Genomic DNA, 18,356 nt, shown 5'->3' on the forward strand with positions numbered 1-18,356 from the left:
AAACAGCCGCGGTTCTTGCAGGCGCCCTGGCGCTGGGCGCCTCCGCCTGGAGCCTCGCACGAGCCGCGAAGGACGGGCGGCAGGGCCGCCACCGGGCCGCCACCGGGCGTCCCGGCCGCGAGCAGCGGCGTGCCCTGCCGACCCAGGCTCGGCTATGCCGCCGACCGGCCGCCTCGCCGCACTGGTCGATGCGGCAGGGCGCGATATCGCGCGGGCCCGGGTCATGACGCGGGAGGGTGTTCTCCGGCTGCGAGGTCCGCACCCGCTGCGGCGCGTGGTCGGGCGGCGCCGGGGACGCCGCGGTCCCGGCGAGAACGGGCGCAAGTGATGGCACCCCTGAGCGGCGGTTCCGGGGAAGGCACTTTCCTGGCCTCAGCCGCCCGCCATCCACCGCACCGCCTCGGTGGCCAAGTCCTCGGGAAGGTCGTGGCCGCCGGCGAACTCGCGATACTCCACCGCGTAGCCGGCCTGGCGCAGGCGCGGCACGATCCGCCGGCTGCAGGCGCCGATCGGCAGGACGTCATCCTTCACCCCGTGCGAGATGAAGATGCCCGGCCGTCCTAGCGCCGGTGGGGGCGCGGCGAAGCCGGGGGAAAAGGCCAGCACATGCGTGAAGAGGTCGCCATTGCCCAGCCCCAGGGACAGGGCATAGGACGCACCGTCCGAGAAGCCCGCCAGGGCGACACGGCGCGCGTCCACCCGGTGACGCTGGAAGACTTCCCGCAGCGCGGCGTCAAGAAAGGCGACGTCGGGCCCGAATCCGCCCATGATAACGTCCCATGTCGCGGCACGGCTTTCCGGCAGTAGCAGCAGCACGCCGGGAGCGGCCTGCTCGATCAGCCGCAGCGCGCCGGCCGCCTGTCCTCCCGCCCCATGCAGCATCACCACGAGCGGCAGGGGCCTCTCCCCCGCCGCTTCCGGAACGCGCAGGAACCCGTCCCGGCGGCGGCCGAGGCCGAGGCCGTGCAGGCCGGGCGGCAAGGCAGGCCGCTCCGGCAGGGGCTCGGGCAGGGGCTCGGGCAGGGGCTCGGGCAGGGGCTCGGGCCGGGGCTCGGGCCGGGCCAGCAGCCGGCCATGCTTCGCGCTGTCCCGATCGGTGCCGTAGGCGCTCATGCCGGGCGCCCGGACGGGTGGCGCTCCGGCTTCATTGCGGCGCCGGCTGTGATCGGCCGTGCCATTTCTCGCCCTCCTCGACACTTCCAGGCCACGCCGCTGGATAACGGTCCAGCGGCGCGCCGTTTGCGGCGGCAGGCAACCAAATCCGCCCGGCAGGCGCTTTTCCGCCAGGTGCTTTCCCCGCCGCATTCCTGGATAAGGAGCAGCCCCATGGCAGGACCAAGTGACAGCGGGCGCCACGATCCCGGCGACGCCGTGCCCGAGGGTGTCGCGCCCGAATCGCCCCCGCCCCCAGGGGCCGAGGACCTGAAGGTGAAACACAAGCTGGAGGAGCTGGGGCGCAAGCCCGGTGGCGCACCGCAGCCCCAGGAGCAGGGCAGCCGCTGAGGGCCGGCCCGCGGCATGCCGGCCGGAGCGCTTGACCGGCAGGGTGCCGCACCCTCTTAACTGCGCCCTCCACATGACGAAGGAGGGCGGCGATCGCCCCGGAACGCGGCCTCTTGACGGCCCTGCCGCGCTGGCGGCCAACCCCTTTGGTGCATGCCTCCGTCCTGCTGCATGCCGGCAGCCTTGGCGCCCTGGGGCTGGCGCCTGCCCTCTGGCCCTGGGTGCTGGGCGGGCTGGCGGCGAACCATCTGGCGCTGACCCTCGCCAGCATGAGCCCTCGGTCGCAGTTGCTCGGAGCCAACCTGAGCCGCCTGCCGGAGGGTTGCCGGCGGGCCGGACAGGTCGCTCTCACCTTTGACGACGGCCCCGACCCCGAGACGACCCCCCGGGTGCTCGACCTGCTGGACGCCCATCAGGCCCGCGCCTCCTTCTTCCTGATCGGCCGCCGCGCCGCGCGCCATCCGGCGCTGGTGCGGGAGATCCTCCGGCGCGGCCACAGCGCCGAGAACCACTCGAACAGCCACCCCCTGCATTTCGCGGCGCTCGGACCCGGCGGACAAAGGCGGGAAGTCCTGCGCGCGCAGGCGGCGATCCTGGAGGCGGGCGGCGCGCCGCGCTTCTTCCGCCCCCCGGTCGGCTTGCACAGCCCCTTCCTGGCCCCCGTGCTGGCGGGCACCGGCCTGCGGCACGCCTCCTGGACCCGCCGCGGCGCCGACGGCGTCATCGGCGACCCGGCACGGGTGCTGCACCGCCTGCACCGGGCGGACGCAGGCGACATCCTGTTGCTGCATGACGGCAACAGCCGCCCGGACGACGGCGGGCGCCCGGTGGTGCTGGCCGTGCTGCCCGCCCTGCTGACGCGGCTGGTTGCCGCCGGGTTCAGCCTCGTGCCGCTGCCGGAGGCCGTGGACGGGCACGCCGCGCCAGCAGCCGCGGCAGCCGCACAAAAAACCCCAGCACCAGCCGCGCGTGCATGCCGGTGAGCAGGACGTTGTCCCGCCCGTAGCGGAAATGCGAGATGCCGCCCTCCTCTGGCGTGAGGTAGCGGACGGGCACGGGAATGCCGACCGGCGGCAGCCCCGCCCAGCAGAGCCGCACCGCCGCCTCGGCATCGAAGTCGTAGCGGCGCATCCAGCGGGTGCGGCGCATCACCGCCACCAGCGGCGCCACGGGATAGACGCGGAAGCCGAACAGCGAATCGCCCAGCCCCACCCAGAGCGTCTCCAGATTGGCCCAGAAGTTCGAAAGCCGCCGTCCCCGGACGCGCAGCGCCGGCGCTTCCGGCCCGAAGACGGGCTGGCCGAGCACCAGCGCTTCCGGCTGCCGCGCCGAAGCCGCCATCAGCATGGGGATATGCCCGGCCGGATGCTGGCCGTCGGCATCCATGGCCAGGGCATGGGTGAAGCCCGCCGCCTGGGCCGCTTCCAGCCCATGCAGCAGCGCCGCGCCCTTGCCGGCATTGCGCGGCAGCCGCAGCACCCGCAGCCCAGGGTCCGCCGCGGCCATGGCGTCGAGCGGCGCGTCGCTGCCGTCCGTGCTGCCGTCCACCACCACCCAGACCGGGTTCCAGCAGGCGCGGGCGGCGCGCACCGTCTCCACCAGGATCGGGCCGGTGTTGTAGGAAGGGATCAGGACCAGGTGGGTCCGCGAGGGCGGGATCATGCCGCCTTCAGGCCACATCCTGGCGCGGCGCGCCAGGGAGGGCGGCGCGGAGGCTGCATTCCACCGCGCCGCTGAGTTCCTTCGCGCGCTCGCCGGGAAGAAAGCGCGGGCCCAGCCGGACCCGGCAGCGCAGCGGCAGCGGCGGCCGGCGCAGCGGCGGCCAGCCCTTGCAGAGGTAGGGCGTCTCGGTCTCGATCACCACCGTCTGCACGGGAACGCCGGCGCGCTGGGCGATCACCGCGAAGGAGCGGCTGAAGGGACCGGGCGCCGGCGTGGCCGGGCCGGCGCCCGGCGGGCTGCGCGTCGCCTCGGGAAAGATCAGCAGCTGCCGGCCCTCGCGCAGCGCCGCCGCCGCGTCCCGGATCATCCGCTGCGTGGCGTCGTTGCGCACATAGCCGGCCAGCCGCACGCCGCCTCCCAGCAGCAGGTTGTCCCACAGCGAGGCCTTGGTGATGCAGACCACGCGCGGCAGGCGGGAGGTGACGAGCACGGCGTCCAGCATCGAGGGATGGTTGGGCGTGATGACCAGTCCATGCTCGTCGCGCAGCGCGTCGAGCGCCGAAAGGTCGCAGCGCAGCGCACCCGTCAGCCGCATGGCGCCGAGGAACAGCCGGAAGCCGCGCGAAATGCCCCATTGCCCGAGCGGCCGGCCGACAGAGGCGGGCAGAAGCCTGTGCAACAGCGCCGCCGGCAGGCTCCAGAGCAGGCACATCACCGCGAACAGCAGCAGCAGCCCGTAGAAGACCGCCGCCTCCCAAGCCCCGCGCAGCGGGGCCCAGAGTCCCTGCGGGGGAGAGGAGGGGTGGATGGCGGAGTCGTTCAGCGGTGGCCTCCCGGGTTTTCCGGACCCTAGCCGAGCGCCCCGGAGCCGGTCTATCGGTTGTCACCTCCGCTGTGGCCCGCCCGCGCGGGAGCCGCTTCTGGGAGACCGCCCGTGACCGAACCACAGCCGCGCCAGGCCGCCCCGCACCCCGATCTGCCAGCCTACTACCCGGAGGCGGGCCAGCGCGCCGGCTTTGTCCGCCGCCTGTTCGACGACACCGCGCCGCATTACGACCGCATCAACCGCGTCTTCTCCCTCGGCACCGGCGCCTGGTACCGCCGGCATGCGCTGCGGCAGGCCGGCCTCGCTCCGGGGATGCGGGTGCTGGACGTCGCCACCGGCACGGGGCTGGTGGCGCGCGAGGCGGCGCGCATCGCCGGCCCTTCCGGCCTGGTGATGGGGCTCGACCCCAGCGCCGGCATGCTGGCCGAGGCGCGTCGCGGCCTTGCGCTCCCGCTGCTGCAGGGCCGGGCCGAGTCGCTGCCGCTGGCCGATGGCAGCGTGGACTTCGTCAGCATGGGCTACGCATTGCGCCACGTGGCCGACCTCGCCGCCACCTTCGCCGAGTTCCTGCGCGTGCTGCGGCCGGGCGGGCGGGTGCTGCTGCTGGAGATCGGCCGCCCCGGCAGCGCCTGGGGCCATGCCGCCGCGCGCGCCTATCTCGGAGGGGTGGTGCCGGCGCTCTGCCGCCTGACCGCGCCGCGCGGCCGCTCCGGCACGCTGATGCAGTACTACTGGGACACGATCGAGGCCTGCGTCCCGGCCGAGACCATCCTGCGCCACCTGGGAGAGGCCGGCTTTGCCGCCGTGGGCTGCGAGACTTCGCTGGGTCTCTTTCGCGCCTATGGCGGCCGCCGCCCCGGCTGAAGCTTTCCCGTGCCCACTCCCCCGGCCGCGCCGGCGGCCCTGCTCGCCGAGGTGTCGCGTCGCTATGCGGCGGCCTCGCCTTTCACCCGCCATTATGTCCGCCTGAAGCTGCGGAGCGACCCGGCAACGGCCGCCATTCTCGCCCTGGCGGCAGGCGAGGGCTTCGGCCATGTCGCCGATCTCGGCTGCGGGCGCGGCCAGCTCGCCCTGGCACTGCTGCTCGGTGGCGCGGCGGCGCGCGTCACCGGGCTGGACGGCAATGCTGTTCACCTGGCGGAAGCGCGGCAGGCCGCCGCCGGGCTGGCGGCGCATTTCGCCGTGGCGGACCTGCTGGCCGCGCCGGTGCCGGATTGCGACACGGTGCTGCTGGTGGACGTCCTCTACCAGCTTCCCGAGGCGGCGCAGATGGCCCTGCTGGGCCGCGCCGCCGCCGCTGCGCGGCGCCGCATCGTGATCCGCGCCTTCGACCCGGGGTGCGGCTGGCGCAGCCGTTTCGGCTGGGCGATGGAGGTGGCGAACCGCGCCCTGCGTGGCGCCGGGCGGCAGGCGAGCATCCGTCCGCTGCCCCTGGCCGCGATCGCCGGCCCACTGGCGGCGGCCGGCTTCGACGTCACGGTGCGCCCCTGCTGGAGCGGGACGCCCCTGCCCAACGTGCTGATGCTTGCGAAAAGGACTGATGGATGAGCCGGCTTTTCTCCGGGCTTCTGCTTGGCCTGGCGCTGCTTGCGCCCGGCACGATGCACGCGCAGGAGGCCGCCGATGCCCGCCTGCAGCCGAAATTCGAGGCCGGCCTCGCCGGCGGCGGCGGCTGGCTGCCCGACTATCCGGCGGCCGGGCAGAACCACGTCCAGGGCCTGTTCTTTCCCTACGTGATCTTTCGCGGCGAGATCCTGCGCAGCGACTCGCAAGGCGTGCGCGGGCGCTTCTACAACACGGAGGGCCTCGGGCTGGACCTCAGCCTCTCCGGCTCCTTTCCGGCCTCCTCCGCCGACAACGATGCGCGCGAGGGCATGCCGGACCTGGACTGGCAAGGCGAGATCGGCCCTGCCCTTCGGCTGACGTTGTGGCAGGACCGCACGGTCCGCCAGCGGGTGAACCTGGAACTGCCGGTTCGGGCGGTGTTCTCGACCGACTGGTCCTCGGTGCACTACCGCGGCATCGTGGTGGCGCCGGAACTGGCCTATGAGCGGCTCAACCTGCTCGCCGCCGGCGCACGCCTGCGCGTCGGGCTGGGGCCGATCTTCGCCACCAACCGGATGATGGACTACTTCTACCGGGTGGAGCCGCAATACGCGCGCCCGGGCCGCCCTGCCTATGATGCCGATCCCGGCTACCTCGGCACGCGGCTGCAGTTCTCCTACCGCATGCCGCTGACGGAACGGCTTTCCATCGTGGCGGGCGGAAGGCTCGAATCCTTCCATGGCGCCACCAACGATGACAGCCCGCTGTTCCGGGAGAAGTGGAACACCTCCGTGGCGCTGGGCTTCGCCTGGTCCTTCTACCAGTCGGAGGCGCGCGTGGCTTCCACCTCCTCCCCCTTCGACTGAGCGGGAAAAGGAATTCCCCGCCCCCCCTCTTCGTTCGTCCAGCTCCGCGTCCCCAGGGTCAACCGCACGGGAACCCGGAAACTGCCTCCTCAGCCGCGGCGCCCGCCCCGCCGCGACGAAATTCGGCGCCAACCCGGCAATTCTTCTTGTGCAGGATCCGTTTTAACGCCCTATGTTCCGCGGCCCAGCACCGGTTCAGGCGAGGAGGTTTTGCGTGAGTTCCCAGTTGGCCATCGAAGCGGAGGTGGCCGCCCTGATCGTCGAAGCCCTCCATCTTGAGACCAGCGCCGACCAGATCGACCCCGAGGCCCCGCTCTTTGGCGAGGGCCTGGGCCTCGACTCCATCGACGCGCTGGAGATCGCGCTCGCCATTTCCCGCCGCTACGGCTTCCAGCTCCGCTCGGACGACGAGCGGAACGGGCAGATCTTTGCTTCGCTGCGCAACCTCTCCGCCCATATCGAAAAGCATCGCCAGCACTGAGGGGATGGTGCGGGCCGCGCGGCGCTTCGCTCCCATGCTGCTGGCCGGCGCCGTCATCGGCGGGGTCCGGCTGGCGGGCCATGCCGAGCTGGCCCTGCTGCTGGGCCTGCTGGCCCTCGCCATGGCGGCAGGCCGCGACCTCCCCCGGCCGGCGCGGCTGGCCCTGGCCGTCGCGGCGGCGGCGTTCGCGCTCACCTGGCCGCTGCTCCGCCCGCTGGCGCCGCAGCGGCTCGCCGGATTGCTCCCCGCCGCCGGGGACCTGCTGCTCTGCACGCATTTCGGCGCCACCCTGCGGCCGGGCCGCGAGCCGCTGATCAGCCGCTACACCCGGCACGATTTCGGCCACCTGCCGCCGGAATGCGCCGGCTATACCCGCGTGCTGACGCTGCTCTGGGCCACGCTCTTCGCCGTCCTGGCGCCGCTGCATACCCTGCTGCTGCTCGGCCTGCCGCCGCTCGCCGCCCCGCTTGGCAGCGGCACGGTGCTGGGCGGCACGGCGGCCTTCATGCTTTTCCTTTTCCTTGGTGAGCACGTGATCCGCACCCTGCGCTTCCCGCAATTCGGCCTCGCCACCCCGGCCCGCACCCTGCGCGCCATCCTCTCGGCTCACCTGTCCCGCCATGCTTGAAGGCACCCCAACGGCTCCCCTGACCTCCCGCGCGGCCGGGGCGGTGATGTTCCGCCGGGGCGCGGAGCCCGTCACCTGCGGGCGCTTCCTGGCCGATGTCGCGGCGCTCGCCGCCCGGCTGCCGGACCGCCCTTATGCGCTTGGGCTCTGCGCCGACCGCTACAACGCGCTGGTGAGCTTCGCCGCGGTGGTGAGCCGGGGCCAGGTGATGCTGCTTTCCAGCGACCGCTCGTCCCGGCGGCGGCGCGAGATCGCCGCCGACTATCCCGACCTCTACGTGCTGGCAGATACCGGGGAAGACCCGAGCTGGGAGGCGCCGCCGGACGCGGTGCGCGTCGCCCCTGCGGCGCCGGCGGGCGCGATCGGTCCCAACCCGCGCATCCCCCTCGGGCAGGTCGCCGCGATCGGCTTCACCTCCGGCAGCACCGGCGTGCCGGGCGCGCATCCGAAGCCCTGGGGCGCATTGGTCGCCGCCGCCGAGGCCGCCGGGGAGCGCTTCAACCTGAACCACCCGGACGGCCAGGAGACCACCGTGGTCGCCACCGTGCCGCCGCAGCACATGTACGGTTTCGAAACCACCATGGTGCTGCCGCTGCACGCCGCGACGGCCAGCCATGCCGGGCCGCATTTCTTTCCCGTCGAGGTGGCCGAGGCGCTGCACGCCGCCCCGGGCCGCCGCGTGCTGGTGACGACGCCGCTGCAGATGCGCGCCCTGCTCGGCTCCGGCCAGCCGATGCCGAAGCTGCAGGCGGTGATCTCCGCCACCGCGCCGCTGGAGGCCAGCCTCGCCGAGGCGGTGGAGCGGGCCTGGCAGGCGCCGGTGCTGGAGATCTACGGCGCCACCGAGATGGGCTCGATCGCCAGCCGCCGCACCGTGGAGGGACCGCTCTGGCGGCTCTACCGCAGCGTTGGCCTGCGCCGCAGGACCGAGGACGTGGTGGCCGCCGAGGTCGCGGGCCTGCCGGAGCCGGTTCCGCTGGCGGACGCGGTGGAGCTGGAGGGAGAGGAGTGCTTCCGCCTGCTCGGCCGCAGGACGGACATCGTCAAGCTCGGCGGCAAGCGTGCTTCCCTGGCCCGCCTCAACGCGCTGCTCAACGGCATCGAGGGCGTGCAGGATGGCGTCTTCGTGGTGCCGGAGGACCTGGACCGCAATCCCGCCGCGCGGCTCGCCGTCTATGCCGTGGCGCCGGCGCGCAGCGCCGAGGCCATCCTGGCCGCCTTGCGCCAGCAGGTGGACCCGGTCTTCCTGCCGCGCGCCGTCACGCTGGTGCCGGCCCTTCCGCGCGATTCCGTCGGAAAGCTGCCGCAGCAGGCGCTGGCGGCCCTGCGGCGCCAGCTGGCCGGCACCGCATGATGATCGCGCCCGCCCCCTGGCGCCGGCGCTTCGCCGTGCCGGCCAGCCATCCCAGCCTGCCCGGGCACTTCCCCGGCCGGCCGGTGGTGCCTGGCGTGGTGCTGCTCGACGCCGTCTTCGCCGCGCTGGCCGAGGAAGGCCATGGCACCGCCACGCAACTGCTGCGCGCCAAGTTCACCGCCCCCGTGGCGCCGGAGGAAGTGGTGGAGGTGGAGTTCCGCGGCACCGCTCCGGGGCGTGTCGCCTTCCAGTGCCATTGCCGAGGCGCGCTGGCCCTGAGCGGCGAGGCCGCCCTGGGGTCACCCGGCGCATGACCTGGACCACGCAGCGGGAGCGCGGCAATGCCGCCGCGCTGAAGCTGATGGGCTGGATCATCACCCGGCTCGGCTGGCGCGCGGCCTGGCTGCTGCTCTACCCGATCACCGCCTATTTCTTCGTCTCCTCGCCGCGCCAGCGCGCCGCCTCCCGGCGCTTCCTGCGCCGTGCGCTGGGGCGCGAGCCCGGCCTCGCCGACCAGTTCCGGCACTACTTCACCTTCTCCGCCACCCTGCTCGACCGCGTCTTCCTGCTGGATGGCCGGCGCGAGGGCTACGACATCCGCATCGTCGGGCTGGACCTGCTGAAGGAGCGCATCGCCCGGGGCCAGGGCTGCATCCTGCTCGGCGCGCATCTCGGCAGCTTCGATGCCATGCGGGCCGTGGCCGATACCGGATGCCCGGTCGAGGTGGTGGCGCTGATGCACGCGCAGCATGCCGCCATCAGCATGAACTTCTTCACGCAACAGGCGGCGGGGACGCGAACCAGCACCATTCCGCTTGGCCGGCCCGACGCCATGCTGCGCGCCAAGGAATGCCTGGAACGGGGCGGGCTGGTCGGCATCCTGGCCGACCGCACGCCGCACCAGGACAAGGTGGCGCGTGCGCCCTTCCTCGGCCACCCCGCCGCTTTTCCCGAGGGGCCGCATATCCTGGCGGCCGTGCTGGGGGCGCCGGTCATGCTGGCCTATGGGGTCTGGACCGGGCCACGCCGCTACGAGGTGCATTTCGAGCCCTTCGCCGAGCGCATCCTGCTCGACCGCACCCGGCGCCGCGAGGATCTCGCCGCCGCGATCGGCCACTATGCCGTGCGGCTTGAGGGAATCGCCCGGGCTTTCCCTTACAACTGGTTCAACTTCTACGACTTCTGGCAGGAGATGGAGGCCGGATGACCCTACGCCCCTGCTCCCGCCGGGCCGCGCTGCGGTTGGCCGCGCTGCTCGCCTGGCCCGGGGCCGCGCAGGCCCAGCCCGCTCCGACGCTGCAGGCCGTGATGGCCGCGCTGGCAGCCCGCCGCAGCGGCCAGGCGGACTTCATCGAAACCAAGCAGATCCCCGAGCTTGACGCACCGCTGGGCAGCACCGGCACCCTGGCCTGGCAGGCGCCGGACCGGCTGGAGAAGCACACCCTGGCGCCGGTGGAGGAAATCCTGCGCGTGGAGGGCGACCGGCTCACCCTGGCCCGCCCGGCCCAGAACCTTGAGCGCAGCATGGGGCTGGACGACGTTCCGGAGATCCGCCCGCTGGTGGAATCCATCCGCGCCACCCTGGCCGGGGACCTCGCCACCCTGCAGCGGCACTTCGAGATCGAGTTCCGGCCGGAGGCGGCGGGCTGGCGCATGTGGCTGAGGCCGCGCTCGCTCCGCGTGCGCGCGGCGCTGCAGTCGGTGGAGGTCACCGGGCTGGGGGGCGAACTGACCTCGCTCGTCACCCGGGGCAACGAAGGGACGACGCGGCTGCTCATCACGCCCCGGCCCGCCGGGCGCTGAGATGGCGCGGCCGGAGCGGCTTGGAGGGGCCTCCCCTGACGCGGCGGAACCGGGCGAGAATGAATTCTCCTTCTGGCCCCCTCTTCTTCTTTCTGTTCGCCTCGCCGCGCTGGCGACCGCGGCCCGCCCTCGTCCTCCGCGCGGCCCAAAGCTGGCAAGAAGAAGATGGGGGTTCGGGGGAATTCCTTCCCCCGACCTTTTCCCGGCATGAGCCGGCACCCCGCCGCCCGCGTGCTCGGCGCGCTGCTCCTGCTCGCCCTGCTGGGCGCCGCGCTGCTCCGCGGCGTGACCTTCCGCGCCGAGATGAGCGACCTGCTGCCCCCTGGCAGCACGCCGGGCGCGGAGTTCCTGCTGCGCGAGCTGCGCAGCGGCGCCGCCACCACCCTGCTGCTGGCCGGCATCGAGGGCGCGCCAGAGCCGGAGCTGGCGCGGCTCAGCCGCGCGGTGGCGGACGGGCTGCGGGCCTCCGGCCGCTTCGCCTTCGTGGGCAATGGCGTGCAGGACCTCGATGAGGCCGAGCGGGACCTGCTGTTCCGCTACCGCTACCTGCTCTCCCCCGCCACCAGCCCGGCCCTGTTCGAGGCACCGGCGCTGCGCGACAAAATGGTGGCGCTGCTGGACGGGCTGCGCTCCGCCGCCTCGCCGCTGCTGGCGCGCTTCGGCTTCGCCGACCCGGCGGGCGCCTTTTTCGCGCTGCTCGGCGCCTGGATGGGCGAAAGCCATGTGGCGCTGCGCGAGGGCGTCTGGTTCGCGGAGGGAGCCGCCGCGCCGCGCGCCCTGATCATCGCGCGCGCCAAGGCCTCGGGCACGGACCTGGATGCGCAGGCGGCAACGGTGGGAGCTTTCCACGAGGCCTACGAGGCGGCAAAGCCGGCCGAGGGGGCGCGGCTGCTGGTCAGCGGGCCCGGCGTGTTCAGCACCGCCGCCGCGGCCGCCGTGCGGGCCGACGTGCAGATGATCTCCGTGCTCTCGGGCCTGCTGATCGCCGCCTTCCTGTGGTGGCGCTACCGGTCGCTGCTGATGCTGGCCGCCGTGGCGGTGCCGCTGCTGGCGGGGACGCTCGCCGGCACTCTGGCGGTGGCGCTGGCCTTCGGCGCGGTGAACGGCGCCGCCTTCGGCTTCGGCATGACCATGCTCGGCATCATCGCCGACTATCCCGTGCTGCTGGTGACGCAGCGCCGCCCGGGGGAACGGCTGGAGGAGACGGCGCGGCGCCTCTGGCCCACCCTGCGGCTGGCGGCGGCGGCGGCGACGCTCGGGCTCAGCGCCATGCTGGCCTCGGGCTTCCCGCTGCTGGCGCAGCTCGGGCTGTTCGGCGCGGCGGGGCTGCTGACCGGGGTGGCCGTCACCCGCTGGGGGCTGCCCTGGCTGCTGCCGGGCCAGGCGATCGGGCCGCGGCCGCTGCCCCTGCCGCTGGCGCGTGCCCTGGCCGGGCTGCGTGGCGCCCGCTGGCCGCTGCTGGCGCTGCCGCTGGCGGCTCTCGCGCTGCTTGCCACGGGCGGCCCGCGCTGGAACCAGGACCTCAACCGCCTCAGCCCGGTGCCGCAGGCGCAGCGCGACCTGGATGCCGAGCTGCGGCGCCAGCTCGGCGCACCGGATGTTGGCACGCTGATCGCCCTGGGGGGCGAGGACGCCGAGAGCGTGCTGCGTGCGGCGGAGCGGGTCGGGGCGGCGCTCGGGCCGCTGGTGGCGCAGGGGGCGATCGGCGGCTTTGACAGCCCGGCGCGCACCCTGCCCAGCGCCGCCACCCAGCGCGCCCGCCAGGGCATGCTGCCCGATGCCGAAGCGCTGCGCGCGCGGGTGGCGACGGCGGCGGCGGGCCTGCCCTTCCGCGCCAATGCCTTCGACCGCTTCGTCGCCGGCGTCGCGGAAAGCCGGGCACTGCCGCCGCTCACCCCGGCCGGGTTGGCGGAGGCCCCCGCCCTCTCGGCGCGGCTGGCGCTGCTGCTCTCGGAGCGGGGCGGCACCTGGCAGGGGCTGGTGGTGCCGAGTGGCGTGCGGGACATGCCGGCGCTGCGCAAGGCGGTGGACGGCCTGGGCGATCCCGGCATCCTGCTCGTCGCGGTGAAGGCGGAGACGGAGGGCGTGGTGGCCGCCACCACCGCGCAGGCGCTGCGCTGGGCGGCGCTGGGGGGGCTAGGCGTGTTGGTGCTGCTGGCCGCAGTTCTCGGGCGGCAGCGCGGCGGCGCGATGGCCGGGCTGCGGGCCGCGCTCCGCACCGCCACGCCGATCGGGGGCGCGCTGCTGGTCACATTGGCATTGCTGAACCTCGGCGGCCAGTTGCTGACGCCCTTCCACCTTGTCGCGCTGCTGTTGTCGGCGGGGGTGGGGATGGACTATGCCCTTTTCCTCGGCAGCGCGGCGCCGGCCATCCCTGGCGACGCGGCGGCCGAGGCCGAGCGCACCCTGGGCTCGGTGCTGAACTGCACGGTGACGACGCTGCTCACCTTCGGGCTGCTGGCCTTCTGCGGCACCCCGGTCCTGCGCGGCATCGGCCTGACCGTCGCCCTCGGCGTCGCCGCCGCCTTCACCCTGGCCCTTGCCCTGGCACCCCGCCTCCGGACGCATCCTTGACCATCCATCCTTCCTTTCCCCCGCTGGTCCTTTCCGCCCTCACCGCCGTCAGCGCCATGGGCGCCGGCCTCGCGGCGACGCGGGCGGCGCTGGAGGAACGGCGCAGCGGCCTCGCCCCATCGCTTCCCGCGGACGATCTGCCCGGCACCTGGACCGGCCGCGTGGCCGGGCTGGAGGCAGTCCGCCTGCCCGCGGCGCTGGAGCGCTTCGCCTGCCGCAACAACCGGCTGGCCGAGCTGGCGCTGCAATGCGACGGCTTCGCGGAGGTGGTGCTGGCGGCGCGGGAGCGGCTTGGCGCCGCGCGGATCGGCGTCGTGCTCGGCACCAGCACCGCGGGCATCGCCGAGACCGAGGCGGCCTACCGGCGCCGCGGCCCGGGCGAGGTCGCGCTGCCCGCAGATTTCGACTTCGCCGGCACGCATGACCTGTTCTCGCTCGCGCGCTATGTCCGCGCCCGGCTCGGGCTGCGCGGACCGGCGATGACGCTGTCCACCGCCTGCACCTCAGGAGCGCGCAGCTTCCTGGAGGGCGCGGCGCTGTTGCGCACGGGGCAGTGCGACGCCGTGGTGGTCGGCGGGGTGGACACGGTCTGCCGGATGACGCTGCAGGGCTTCAACGCGCTGGCGCTGCTGGCGCAGGGCCCCACCCGCCCCTGCGCCGCCGACCGTGGCGGCATCTCGATCGGCGAGGCCGGCAGCTTCGCCCTGCTACAGCGGGCGGAGGAGGCGCCTGGGGCACCGCTGCGGCTGCTCGGCGCCGGCGCCAGCAGCGACGGGCACCACATGTCCTCGCCACATCCGGAGGGGCTGGGAGCGGTGGGCGCCATGCGGGCGGCGCTGGACGCGGCGGGGCTGGCACCGGACGCGATCGACTACGTCAACCTGCACGGCACCGGCACCCGCGCCAACGACGCGATGGAGGACCGGGCGGTGTCGCATCTCTTCGGCGCGGCGGTGCCGTGTTCCTCCACCAAGGGCTGGTCGGGGCATACGCTCGGCGCCTCGGGGGCGCTGGAAGCGGCCATCGCGGCGATCTGCGTGCAGGCCGGGCTGGTGCCCGGCTGCCTCGGGGTGGAGGCGCCGGACCCGGAGTTCCGCGCCGACGTCGTGACCGCCAACCGCCACCGCCCGGTGCGGCGGGTGCTGAGCAACTCCTTCGGCTTCGGAGGCAGCAATTGCAGCCTGATCATCGGCCGCGCATGAGCGGCGCCCCGGAGACCGCGCCGCCGCCGGTGCGCTGCGGGATCGGCGGGATCGGCCTGCTCGGCCCCGGCCTGGCGGGCTGGGCGGCGAGCGAGGCCGTGCTGGCGGGCATGGCACCCTGGCAGGAGGCGGCGCCTGCCGTGCCGCCGCCCGCCATGCTCGCGCCGGCCGAACGCCGCCGCGCCAGCCTGGTGGTGCGGCTGGCGCTGGCCGCCGCCGGGGAGGCGGTGGCCGGTTCCGGCCTCGCCCCGGAGGCGCTGGACACGGTCTTCGCCAGTTCCAACGGGGATGGCGCGGTGGTCGGCGCCATCCTGGACGCGCTGGCGACGCCCGGCGGCGATGTCTCGCCGACGCTGTTCCACAACTCCGTGCACAATGCCGCCGCCGGCTACTGGGGGATCGGCGCCGGCTCGATGCGGCCCTCGGTCAGCCTGGGCTGCCATGACGACACCTTCCCCCTCGGCCTGCTGCAGGCGGCGACCGGAGTGGCGGCCTGGGGACGCCCGGTGCTGTTCTGCGCTTATGACGCGCCGCTGAACCCGCCACTGGACGCATGCCGCCCCACCGCGGTGCCCTTCGCCCTGGCCATGCTGCTGCTGCCCGAAGGGGCGGACGGTGCCCGCGCCACCCTGGGGCTGCGCCACCGGCCGGAGGCACCCGCCACCGAAGCCGCCCCGCGCAGCGCTCTCCGGACCACGCTGGAGGAGGCCAACCCGGCGGCGCGCGCCCTGCCGCTGCTGGAGGCACTGGCCGCCCGGAAGCCGGCGCGTCTGGCCTGGCCGCTGCTGGACGGGATGGGGCTGGAGGCGGAGCTTTCACCATGCTGAAGCCGTCGCTGGACCATGCGGCGATCGCCGCGCGGGTGCCGCATGCCGGTGCCATGTGCCTGCTCGACCGCGCCGAGCGCTGGGAAGACGACAGCATCGTCTGCCATGCCGTCTCGCACCGCGATCCGGCCAACCCGCTGCGGCGGGCCGGGATGCTGCCGGCCGTCTCGGGCGTGGAATACGCGCTGCAGGCCATGGCGCTGCACGGCGCGCTGACCGGGGACGGCGCGGCGCAGCCGGCGGGCTACCTGGCCAGCCTGCGCGGCGTGACGCTGGCCGTCGCGCGGCTCGACGACCGGCAGGCCGACCTGCGCATCGTCGCCACCGCGGTGGCGCGCGAGGCGCGCTCCTTCATCTATGCCTTCCAGATCTCGGCGGCGGGCCAGGTTCTGCTGTCCGGCCAGGCGGCGGTGATCCTGCCGGAGGCGGCGTGAGGCGCGCGCTGGTCACCGGCGGCGCCAGCCCGATCGGTGCCGCCATCGCGCGGCGGCTGGCGGCCGAGGGGGTGCATGTCATCCTCCACGCGCATTCCGGCGCCGCCCGCGCCGAGGCGCTGGCGGCGGAGATCGGGGCGTCCGGCGGCAGCGCCGAGGCGGTAGCCTTCGACCTGACGGACGCCGCCGCCACCGCCGCCGCCCTCGGGCCGCTGCTGGCGGGCGGGCCGGTCCAGATTCTCGTGCACAATGCCGGCACGCATGACGACGCACCGATGGCCGGCATGTCGGCGGCGCAGTGGCACGCCGTGATCGACGTCTCGCTGAACGGCTTCTTCCATGTCGCGCAGCCACTGCTGCTGCCGATGATCGGCACGCGCTGGGGGCGGATCATCGCCATCTCCTCGGTTTCCGCCATCATGGGCAACCGGGGGCAGGCGAACTACGCCGCCGCCAAGGCGGGGCTGACGGGAGCGGTGCGCAGCCTGTCGCTGGAATGCGCGCCGCGTGGCGTGACGGCCAATGTGGTGGCGCCCGGCATCATCGAGAGCCCCGCCATCGCCGCGGCGATGAACCGCGAGCAGATCGCGAAGCTGGTGCCGGCACGGCGCGCCGGGCAGCCGGAGGAAGTGGCCGAACTGGTCGGCTTCCTGGCCTCCGACCGCGCCGGCTACATCACCGGGCAGACCATCTCGATCAATGGCGGGCTGGCCTGAGGCCGGCGCGCGCGGCGCCGGCGCTCCCTCCGCCGGCTAGACGGCGGATTGCGCGATGATGTGCTGCTCCAGGCGCTGGATCCAGCCATTGTAGTTCCGGTGGATCATCGCGCCGTCATAGTTCAGGTTGGTGCTGTCGACGTAGCGCAGCGAGAAGTCGGTGGGTGTGTAGGTGATCTGCACCACGGCCTGGTGGGTGCGCAGGTTGAGCGTGCCGCGGATGACGCCGGGCGCCTCGTCCTCCATGATCCAGCCCAGCCCCGCGCCGGCGCGGCGGATCTGCTCGGAGCGCACCGCGAGGGGGGCCGAGCCGACGAAATCGGCATGGCTGACATTGTAGATCGGAGCCGTGCGGGCACAGCCGGCGAGCCCCAGCCCGGCCACTCCCAGCAGGCCAAGGAAACCAGCCAGTCCACGACGAGTCATTCCCCGCATCAAACCATCTCCTCTTCCGGCGAGAATGCGCCATGATGTCGCAATTGGAGGGCCCCGTCACCGCTGTGCCGGGCAGGCTGGGCCGTTGTAACCATCACCTGGGCCGCAACTGAGGAACTTTCTGCCGATGCCGTCCGACGCCTTCCCTTCTCCCTCCACTCCGGCGAGTGCCCCGGCAGGCGGCGGCTGCGACGTCCTGATCATCGGCGGCGGCCCGGCCGGTTCCACGGCGGCGGCGCTGCTGGCGGCAGGCGGGCGGCATGTGGTGATGCTGGAGAAGGCGCGGCATCCCCGTTTCCACATTGGCGAATCGCTGCTGCCGCAGAACCTGCGCATCTTCGAGAAGCTTGGGGTGGCGGAGGCGGTGCGCGCCATCGGCGTGTTCAAGCCTGGTGCCTCTTTCGTCTCCGACGAGCACGGCAACAAAATCTCCTTCTCCTTCGCCGACGGCCTCAACAAGACCTATACGCACAGCTACCAGGTGCACCGCGCCGAGCTCGACGAACTCCTGTTCCGCAACGCCGCCGCGAAAGGCGCGGAGGCGCATGAGGACATGCTGGTGACGGAGGTGGCGCTCGGCGGTGCGCGGGGCTCGCGCGTCGTCGCGCGTGACGCGGCGGGACGGGAGCACGCGTGGCAGGCGCGCTTCGTTATCGACGCCTCGGGCCGCGACACCGTGCTGGCGAAGCAGCAGGGCGGCAAGCAGCGCGACGCGCATACCAACACCGCGGCCATCTACGGCCATTTCCGCGGCGTGGCGCCCTGCGAGGAATGCCCGGAGGGGAACATCACCATCCATCTGCTCGATGATGGCTGGTGCTGGACGATCCCGCTGCCGGAGGGCATCACCAGCGTCGGCGTCGTCGGCACGCCGGAATTTTTCAAGCGCCGCAGCGGCAGCTTCGAGGAGTTCCTGCGCGAATCGCTGGAGGCCAGCCCCTCGGTCCGCGCACGGATGCGGGAGGCGGAGCTCGCCTCGGCCGTCACGACGACCGGCAACTACTCCTACCGCGCGCAGCGGATGCGCGGGGAGGGATGGCTGATGGTCGGCGATGCCTTCGCCTTTCTGGACCCGGTCTTTTCCTCGGGCGTGATGCTGGCCATGGCCAGCGCCGAGCTGGGTGCCGAGGCCGTGGATGCCTGGCTGGACGACCCCGCCCGCGCCGCGCCGCTGCTGGAGGCTTTCGAGCGCAAGGTGCACCGCGCCATCGGCTCGATGTCCTGGCTGATCTATCGCATCAACCGGCCGGTGCTGCGCGACATGTTCATGCAACCCTCCAATCGCTTCCGCATGCGCGACGGGCTGGTCAGCCTGCTGGCCGGCGACGTGCATGCCAATACCAGCCGGCAGCTTCCCGTGCTGGCTTTCAAGGCGGTCTACGGCATGCTCAGCCTGGCGCACCGCCTGGGCTACCGCCTGCGTGGCGGCAAGCTGCAACGTGTGGTGCCGGGCCTGCCCGCCATGGCCGCCGAGTGACCGTGCCCCCATCCGTGTCGAAA

21 protein-coding genes are annotated in these 18,356 nt (G+C 73.6%); 17 read left to right on the forward strand and 4 right to left on the reverse strand.

Going from position 1 to position 18,356, the window contains the following annotated elements:
* Window positions 1-372 precede the first annotated feature (372 nt).
* On the reverse strand, window positions 373-1,113 hold the full coding sequence (locus tag E0493_RS12845; protein ID WP_160937350.1) for an alpha/beta hydrolase: 741 nt from the start codon (window positions 1,111-1,113) through the stop codon (window positions 373-375).
* 213 nt (window positions 1,114-1,326) lie between these two features.
* Here E0493_RS12845 and E0493_RS12850 point away from each other — a divergent pair, with 213 nt between their 5' ends.
* Window positions 1,327-1,503: a hypothetical protein gene (locus E0493_RS12850; RefSeq protein WP_160937351.1), complete on the forward strand. Its 177-nt coding sequence runs from the start codon at window positions 1,327-1,329 to the stop codon at window positions 1,501-1,503.
* Window positions 1,504-1,616: 113 nt separating this feature from the next.
* Entirely contained in the window at window positions 1,617-2,486 is an 870-nt protein-coding gene (locus E0493_RS12855) for a polysaccharide deacetylase family protein (RefSeq protein ID WP_235913750.1), read from the forward strand.
* On the opposite strand, the gene E0493_RS12860 is transcribed toward E0493_RS12855, so the two are convergent.
* On the reverse strand, window positions 2,383-3,165 hold the full coding sequence (locus tag E0493_RS12860) for a glycosyltransferase family 2 protein (protein WP_160937352.1): 783 nt from the start codon (window positions 3,163-3,165) through the stop codon (window positions 2,383-2,385). The genes E0493_RS12855 and E0493_RS12860 overlap by 104 nt on opposite strands.
* Window positions 3,166-3,172: 7 nt before the next feature.
* Complete coding sequence (locus tag E0493_RS12865; protein WP_160937353.1) at window positions 3,173-3,844, reverse strand: lysophospholipid acyltransferase family protein; 672 nt, start codon at window positions 3,842-3,844, stop codon at window positions 3,173-3,175.
* A 255-nt stretch (window positions 3,845-4,099) separates the two neighbouring features.
* Here E0493_RS12865 and E0493_RS12870 point away from each other — a divergent pair, with 255 nt between their 5' ends.
* The 14 genes from E0493_RS12870 (at window position 4,100) to fabG (ending at window position 16,421) form a co-directional block, all read left to right on the forward strand.
* Window positions 4,100-4,855, forward strand: coding sequence for a class I SAM-dependent methyltransferase (locus E0493_RS12870; RefSeq protein WP_367614511.1), 756 nt, complete (start codon window positions 4,100-4,102; stop codon window positions 4,853-4,855).
* Between the two features lie 9 nt (window positions 4,856-4,864).
* The gene (locus E0493_RS12875) at window positions 4,865-5,539 is read left to right on the forward strand and encodes a methyltransferase domain-containing protein (RefSeq protein WP_160937355.1); all 675 of its coding nucleotides are present in this window, start codon (window positions 4,865-4,867) and stop codon (window positions 5,537-5,539) included.
* Window positions 5,536-6,402, forward strand: coding sequence for a MipA/OmpV family protein (locus E0493_RS12880; protein WP_160937356.1), 867 nt, complete (start codon window positions 5,536-5,538; stop codon window positions 6,400-6,402). Before E0493_RS12875 ends, E0493_RS12880 begins: the two co-directional genes overlap by 4 nt.
* 214 nt (window positions 6,403-6,616) lie before the next feature.
* A complete protein-coding gene (locus E0493_RS12885) occupies window positions 6,617-6,883 on the forward strand; it encodes a phosphopantetheine-binding protein (RefSeq protein ID WP_367614512.1) in 267 nt (88 codons plus the stop codon).
* Between the two features lie 4 nt (window positions 6,884-6,887).
* Window positions 6,888-7,511: a COG4648 family protein gene (locus E0493_RS12890; RefSeq protein WP_160937358.1), complete on the forward strand. Its 624-nt coding sequence runs from the start codon at window positions 6,888-6,890 to the stop codon at window positions 7,509-7,511.
* The gene (locus tag E0493_RS12895; protein WP_160937359.1) at window positions 7,504-8,865 is read left to right on the forward strand and encodes an AMP-binding protein; all 1,362 of its coding nucleotides are present in this window, start codon (window positions 7,504-7,506) and stop codon (window positions 8,863-8,865) included. Before E0493_RS12890 ends, E0493_RS12895 begins: the two co-directional genes overlap by 8 nt.
* Window positions 8,862-9,179 carry a hypothetical protein gene (locus tag E0493_RS12900; RefSeq protein WP_202397104.1) on the forward strand — a complete coding sequence of 106 codons (318 nt, stop codon included), beginning with the start codon at window positions 8,862-8,864 and terminating at the stop codon, window positions 9,177-9,179. The genes E0493_RS12895 and E0493_RS12900 overlap by 4 nt, the downstream gene beginning before the upstream one ends.
* Window positions 9,176-10,072, forward strand: a complete 897-nt coding sequence (locus E0493_RS12905; RefSeq protein ID WP_160937360.1) for an LpxL/LpxP family acyltransferase — start codon at window positions 9,176-9,178, stop codon at window positions 10,070-10,072. The genes E0493_RS12900 and E0493_RS12905 overlap by 4 nt, the downstream gene beginning before the upstream one ends.
* A complete protein-coding gene (locus tag E0493_RS12910; protein WP_160937361.1) occupies window positions 10,069-10,668 on the forward strand; it encodes a LolA family protein in 600 nt (199 codons plus the stop codon). Before E0493_RS12905 ends, E0493_RS12910 begins: the two co-directional genes overlap by 4 nt.
* 207 nt (window positions 10,669-10,875) lie before the next feature.
* Complete coding sequence (locus E0493_RS12915; RefSeq protein ID WP_160937362.1) at window positions 10,876-13,242, forward strand: MMPL family transporter; 2,367 nt, start codon at window positions 10,876-10,878, stop codon at window positions 13,240-13,242.
* Window positions 13,239-14,444, forward strand: a complete 1,206-nt coding sequence (locus E0493_RS12920; RefSeq protein ID WP_235913751.1) for a beta-ketoacyl-[acyl-carrier-protein] synthase family protein — start codon at window positions 13,239-13,241, stop codon at window positions 14,442-14,444. The genes E0493_RS12915 and E0493_RS12920 overlap by 4 nt, the downstream gene beginning before the upstream one ends.
* Entirely contained in the window at window positions 14,441-15,271 is an 831-nt protein-coding gene (locus tag E0493_RS12925; protein WP_160937363.1) for a beta-ketoacyl synthase chain length factor, read from the forward strand. Before E0493_RS12920 ends, E0493_RS12925 begins: the two co-directional genes overlap by 4 nt.
* Window positions 15,265-15,705 carry a 3-hydroxylacyl-ACP dehydratase gene (locus tag E0493_RS12930; protein WP_160937364.1) on the forward strand — a complete coding sequence of 147 codons (441 nt, stop codon included), beginning with the start codon at window positions 15,265-15,267 and terminating at the stop codon, window positions 15,703-15,705. The genes E0493_RS12925 and E0493_RS12930 overlap by 7 nt, the downstream gene beginning before the upstream one ends.
* Window positions 15,702-16,421, forward strand: a complete 720-nt coding sequence (gene fabG, locus E0493_RS12935) for a 3-oxoacyl-ACP reductase FabG (protein ID WP_160937365.1) — start codon at window positions 15,702-15,704, stop codon at window positions 16,419-16,421. The genes E0493_RS12930 and fabG overlap by 4 nt, the downstream gene beginning before the upstream one ends.
* Before the next feature lie 36 nt (window positions 16,422-16,457).
* Here the strand turns inward: fabG and E0493_RS12940 are convergent, their stop codons facing one another.
* A complete protein-coding gene (locus tag E0493_RS12940; RefSeq protein WP_202397105.1) occupies window positions 16,458-16,856 on the reverse strand; it encodes a hypothetical protein in 399 nt (132 codons plus the stop codon).
* Window positions 16,857-16,983: 127 nt separating this feature from the next.
* On the opposite strand from E0493_RS12940, the gene E0493_RS12945 reads away from it, so the two are divergent.
* On the forward strand, window positions 16,984-18,333 hold the full coding sequence (locus E0493_RS12945) for an NAD(P)/FAD-dependent oxidoreductase (protein ID WP_160937366.1): 1,350 nt from the start codon (window positions 16,984-16,986) through the stop codon (window positions 18,331-18,333).
* Window positions 18,334-18,356: the final 23 nt, after the last annotated feature.

The sequence above is a fragment of the Teichococcus coralli genome, from assembly GCF_009829925.1.
GTDB classification, from domain to species: Bacteria; Pseudomonadota; Alphaproteobacteria; order Acetobacterales; family Acetobacteraceae; genus Pseudoroseomonas; species Pseudoroseomonas coralli.